This window comes from Oleiphilus sp. HI0080 (assembly GCF_001635135.1).
Genome location: NZ_LWFU01001106.1, coordinates 1 through 5353 on the forward strand (window position 1 = coordinate 1; position 5353 = coordinate 5353).

The 5353-nt window shown below is 46.5% G+C and carries 5 protein-coding genes and 1 pseudogene; 4 read left to right on the forward strand and 2 right to left on the reverse strand.

Annotated elements, in window-relative coordinates; all coding sequences use genetic code 11:
- The 3 genes and pseudogenes from A3751_RS20140 to A3751_RS20150 form a co-directional block, all read left to right on the forward strand.
- Nucleotides 1-633, forward strand: a pseudogene (locus tag A3751_RS20140) (coproporphyrinogen III oxidase); the annotation flags it as partial.
- 20 nt (nucleotides 634-653) lie between these two features.
- The gene (locus A3751_RS20145; RefSeq protein WP_068458691.1) at nucleotides 654-1382 is read left to right on the forward strand and encodes a helix-turn-helix domain-containing protein; all 729 of its coding nucleotides are present in this window, start codon (nucleotides 654-656) and stop codon (nucleotides 1380-1382) included.
- A 59-nt stretch (nucleotides 1383-1441) separates the two neighbouring features.
- Nucleotides 1442-1921, forward strand: a complete 480-nt coding sequence (locus A3751_RS20150; protein ID WP_068458692.1) for a TlpA disulfide reductase family protein — start codon at nucleotides 1442-1444, stop codon at nucleotides 1919-1921.
- Here A3751_RS20150 and A3751_RS20155 read toward each other — a convergent pair.
- Nucleotides 1903-2922 (reverse strand): AraC family transcriptional regulator, encoded by a 1020-nt coding sequence (locus A3751_RS20155; protein WP_068458693.1) that lies wholly within the window; start codon nucleotides 2920-2922, stop codon nucleotides 1903-1905. The genes A3751_RS20150 and A3751_RS20155 overlap by 19 nt on opposite strands.
- A 135-nt stretch (nucleotides 2923-3057) precedes the next feature.
- Here A3751_RS20155 and A3751_RS20160 point away from each other — a divergent pair, with 135 nt between their 5' ends.
- Nucleotides 3058-3984: an alpha/beta fold hydrolase gene (locus tag A3751_RS20160; RefSeq protein WP_068458694.1), complete on the forward strand. Its 927-nt coding sequence runs from the start codon at nucleotides 3058-3060 to the stop codon at nucleotides 3982-3984.
- Nucleotides 3985-4053: 69 nt separating this feature from the next.
- Here A3751_RS20160 and A3751_RS20165 read toward each other — a convergent pair whose 3' ends face one another.
- On the reverse strand, nucleotides 4054-5331 hold the full coding sequence (locus A3751_RS20165; RefSeq protein WP_068458695.1) for an ammonium transporter: 1278 nt from the start codon (nucleotides 5329-5331) through the stop codon (nucleotides 4054-4056).
- Nucleotides 5332-5353: the final 22 nt, after the last annotated feature.

Genomic DNA, 5353 nt, shown 5'->3' on the forward strand with positions numbered 1-5353 from the left:
CAAAGACTCATCAAGGCCGAGGAACTGCCCAGTAGCGTTGATAAGCTCACCATCCTAAGTGATAGTATTATTAGCTTAAGCAAGGCGGGCTATGAATACATTGGCATGGACCATTTTGCTCTTCCTGATGATAGCCTTGCCAAGGCGCAGCGAGATGGCAGTTTGCAAAGAAACTTTCAAGGCTATTCGACAAATGCCGAGGCAGATTTAATTGGGCTCGGTGTTAGCTCAATCTCGCGCATTAACGAGAGTTACAGTCAGAATGCCACCGATCTAGCCACGTATACAAAGTTGCTTGATAAAGAGGTGTTGCCGATCGCAAAAGGCCTTGTGATGTCGAGAGATGATGTTGTAAGAGCGGATCTGATTCAGCGTCTTATGTGCGGTGAACGCATTGAATATGCTGCATTTGGTGCAGAGCATGATCTTGTTTTCGAACAGTATTTCGAACATGAATTGGCTCAGTTAGAACGCATTAAACACGATGGGTTATTGGCAGCAGATGAGGTTGGTTTTCAGGTAACGGAGCTGGGCAGAGTATTTCTTCGAAATATTGCGATGTGCTTTGATCATTATTTACGATCTCCGAGTCGTGACAACGAAAAAACGCTCAGGTACAGTAAGACGATCTAATCACGAAGATTCTGTTGGTCATGGAACAAGTTATCCCTCTTGCGTCTGCAAGTTTTCTTAAGTGTGGTCAATGCTCTCTCGGCAAAATTTGTCTGCCTGTTGGTCTTGATCGAGACGACATGAATTCTCTGGAAGAGATCGTTGATACTGGACGGGTTTTTCAAGAAGGCGAGACAGTTTACTCGGCGGGGCAGCCTTTCGAGTATATCTTTGCCGTGAAGTCTGGGATGTTCAAAACCGTATTGAACGATGCACAAGGCTCTGAGCACATCGCAAGTTTTCATTTGCCGGGTGAGCTCTTTGGCTTAGACGCGATATACAGTAGTGTCCATGGTTCCGCTGCGGTGGCGTTGGGTACGTCTAGTCTCTGTGCGATTCGTTACAAAGACCTTGAGAATCTTGCAACGAAGGTTCCTGGCCTTCAACAGCACCTTTTTAGTCTAATGAGTAAAGAAGTACATAACTCCTTTACCAAATTGCATGAGCATAGTGTTGATCAGAAACTTGCGGCATTCCTTGTTGCGCTGTCCGCTCGTTACAAGCAACGAGGCTATTCAGAGACGCGTTTTCATTTGATGATGGCGCGCCGAGATATTGCAAATCACCTGAATATGGCGCCGGAGACGATCAGTCGATTATTCAAGCGTTTCCAAAAAGATGGTTTGATCGAGGTGAAACGCACAGACCTGAATATTCTGGACTTGGAAGCGCTAAAAGACTTAAGTGGATGTTCGGGTTCCTGCGACTAGTTCAGGAACCAACTTGCCTGGCTTTGTTCTAATCTCAAAACCTTGGCTTGAGTGCTAGCATGTTCAGATCGCTATTTTTTCTCTTTACGTTTGTGTTTTCCGGCATCGTGTTGGGGAGCGGACAGGCACCTGACTTTCGACTACCGGCTCTCGATGGTTCTGGTCAGCACAGTTTGACTGACTATCGTGGAAAGGTGGTTTATCTCGATTTTTGGGCTTCATGGTGCGGCCCATGTCAGCAATCACTCCCCGCTTTAGATGCCTTACAAAAAGAGTATGATCCCGAAGACTTTCAAGTGATCGCGATCAATCTGGATGAGAGCCCTCAAGAGGCTCGCGACTTCCTCCAAAAATTCCCCGTTGATTATACGATCCTCTCTGAACTGACAGGTAAAACTCAGCGAGCTTATAATCTGGTTGGGCTACCTTCTTCCTTTTTGATTGACCAGAAAGGAGAGGTGATTGGCTCTTTTCAGGGCTTTCATCCTGGGCATATTGCCCGCCTGAAAAAAGCCATCGGTTACTTGCTAGAAGAGTGATTTTTTCGATATTGCGAGGGGCTAAGCGAACTCCAGCGCTTAAAGGCATGATTAAACGCCGCTGCTTCCTGATAGCCAAGTTTTAGTGCAATCAGCTCAATGCTTAGCGAGGAATCCCCTAACCAGCGCTTCGCTTTTTCAAATCGCACATCGTCCAATACAGCCTGAAAACTGCTACTTTCATCACTGAGCTTTCTGCGTAAGGTGCGCTCAGACATACCAAACGTTTGAGCGGCTTCTTTCGCTTTTGGTATGTCATAGCTAAACATAATCAGATAGCTTTTTAGGGCATCTGCGAGCGTTTCTTCCTGTTGGCTGGATTCGTAAAGAATGTGCTCGCATTGCTCCCGATACATATCGAATGCATTTTTGTTTGCCTGTGGGAACGGTGTTTTTAGTACGCTGGTGGGAATAACAATACGATTACTTGGCATGCCAAATTTAACTGTGCAGCCAAACGCGCTGCTAAATTTGTCGAGGTCCTGTTTCTTTGGCTTTGCCGTCATGTGGACTTCGGAAATAATAAACTCAACACCGTTCATTAAATAGATATCGCGCATTAGCTTTACGCAGCCAGCCATATCTCTATAAACGATAAACTCTCGTACATCTTCAGGGAGCATGGCTGGATCAATTCGAAAGGACGAATGTTCAGGCGCAAGTTCAAAACTTACTTCTCCATACATGTAGCCCATAGCCTGATATCGAATGCCCATTTGGCAGCTTTCATAGCCATCTTTGCAGCTGGCGAGTAACATCGCGAAGGGCCCGTAACCTGCAGGCCCGAGATAAGGGCCTATGCCAAGTGCAATGAGCGGGTCCGGATGGAGCTTGAACAGATCTTGATAGACCTCAAGCTCTTTGCTGCGCGTGATGCGTGCGTTGGGGTCAATGCGGTCTTTATTTAGACCATGTTGGTCTAGTATGGCATCGCTTTCTAATCCCTTGGATTTGAAAAGCTGGGCAGTGTAGGTTAAACCTAAAACGGATCTTGTCGGCATAATTCTATCTTTGTTATTGGCCACAAATATCAACTCAGCATGGAGCTTACCATAGTCTGGCTATTCTCTGTCCACTAGCATGCCTTGGTTTTTGCCAAGTAAGTGCGAATTTAACTGTTCTATAAGGAAGATAATGTGAAGAAATTACTTGTGTCTGTCGCTGTGCTGGCGGTAATCGTTCTGGGTTTTAATATTGTTAGTAATGAATACCGCGTTGAGTTTCGTGACTGGGCGATGTCGATGGAGGCCGATAAAGCGGGGCTGAAGCATAGACTGGTTGCGATGAGAGGGCAGCAGATTGCTGTTTTTGACAATGAGGTAGATGCACCAGTCATGCTGATGCTGCATGGCTTTAGTGGCAGCAAAGTGAATTGGTTGCGTCTTGCTCAGCAGTTCGGTGATGAGTATCGCGTTATCGCCCCGGACTTGTTGGGCCATGGTGAAAATATCCGTGATATAGCAGGGAGCTACCATATTGCAGACCAGGTTGCTTTTGTGAATGAGTTAATGGCCAAGTTAAGCGTTGAGCGTTTTCATTTGGTTGGAAATTCAATGGGCGGCGCAATTTCGTCACTTTATGCGGCGAGGCATCCTGAGCAAGTACTAAGTATGACACTCATAAGTCCTGCAGGGGTGCATGATTTTCCATCCGAAATGGACGCTCTGCTAAAAGAAGGAAAGAATCCGTTGATCCCAGAGAGTGAGGAGCAGTTTTACACGCTTTTGGATTTTGTCATGTCTGAGCAACCGTTTATTCCGGCGGCAATCGCAAAAGCGGAGGCTGAGGTGTCTGTTTCTCGCGCTGAAATAAACAAAAAGATCTTTGCGGATATTCGTTCAGATATGGAGCTTGGTCTAGAAAAAGAGTACAAGAACATTTCGGCGCCAACGCTGATCATATGGGGAGACCAAGACAAAGCGATTAATGTGAAAAATATTGATCGATATGCAGCGCTTGTTTCGAATTCACAAAAAGTTGTTCTTGAGGGAATTGGACACGTTGCCATGATAGAAGTGCCTGAATATACAGCAGAACTCATGCGCAAGTTTCTAAAGAACTAGTTTTTAATTATAGGCAGAAAAAAGGCTCCCATTTGGGAGCCTTTTTTATACGAGTTGGCTAAGGACGAATTAGTCTTTAGTGAACTCTGGGTACGCTTCCATACCACACTCTGAAAGGTCGACACCTTCGTACTCTTCTTCTTCTGATACTCGAAGACCCATCACTGCTTTGATGACGCCCCAAGCGATCAAGCTTGTTACGAATACCCATACGAAGATAGTCAATGCGCCTACTAGCTGACCCATGAACGTAGCGTCTGCGTCTGATAGAAGAACCGCGAAGATACCCCAAAGACCAACAACACCGTGTACAGAGATCGCACCGACTGGATCGTCAAGCTTAAGCTTGTCGAGCGTTACGATTGAGAACACTACGATCACACCACCGATTGCACCGATGATAGTAGCAAGAAGTGGAGATGGATCAGCAGGTTCAGCGGTAATCGCAACTAGACCAGCAAGAGCACCGTTCAATGCCATTGTAAGATCTGCTTTACCGAATAGGATGCGCGCTACAAGTAGAGCTGCGATCAAACCACCAGCTGCTGCTGCATTGGTGTTAAGGAATACGCTAGCAACTTCGTTAGCTACACCGATGCCGCCAAGCTTCAAAGTAGAACCGCCGTTGAAACCGAACCAGCCCATCCAAAGGATGAATGTACCAAGCGTTGCAAGAGGAAGGTTAGCTCCAGGAATCGCGTTCACTTCGCCGTTAGGACCGTATTTGCCTTTACGTGCACCAAGAAGGATTACACCTGCAAGGGCTGCTGCTGCACCCGCCATATGAACGATACCAGAACCAGCATAGTCGCTGTAGCTAAGCTCGTACAAGCCGAATACTGCATCACCGTTCCAAGTCCAAGAACCTTCCATTGGATAGATGAAACCAGTCATGACAACTGCGAATACTAGGAAAGCCCAAAGCTTCATACGCTCAGCAACTGCACCAGAAACAATAGACATTGCTGTTGCAACGAATACTACCTGGAAGAAGAAGTCAGAAGCACCTGAGTACTCACCCATGTCGCCGAAGCCAGCTTCAGTTGCAGATGCAAGTACCGCTGCTACTGCTGCTTCGTCCATTGATGCTACGCTGTCTACATCTGCAAGGAAGAGACCTCCGCCGTACATGATGTCGTAACCACAGACGAGATACATCGTACATGCGATCGCAAATAGCGCGACGTTTTTGGTTAAGATTTCAGTCGTGTTCTTAGCGCGAACAAGACCTGCTTCAAGCATGGCAAAACCTGCCGCCATCCACATTACTAATGCGCCGCACACCAAGAAATAAAAGGTGTCCATCGCATACTGTAGTTCAAATATGTTATTGGATAATTGTTCCATGGGAGCCCTCCGTACTTAGGCC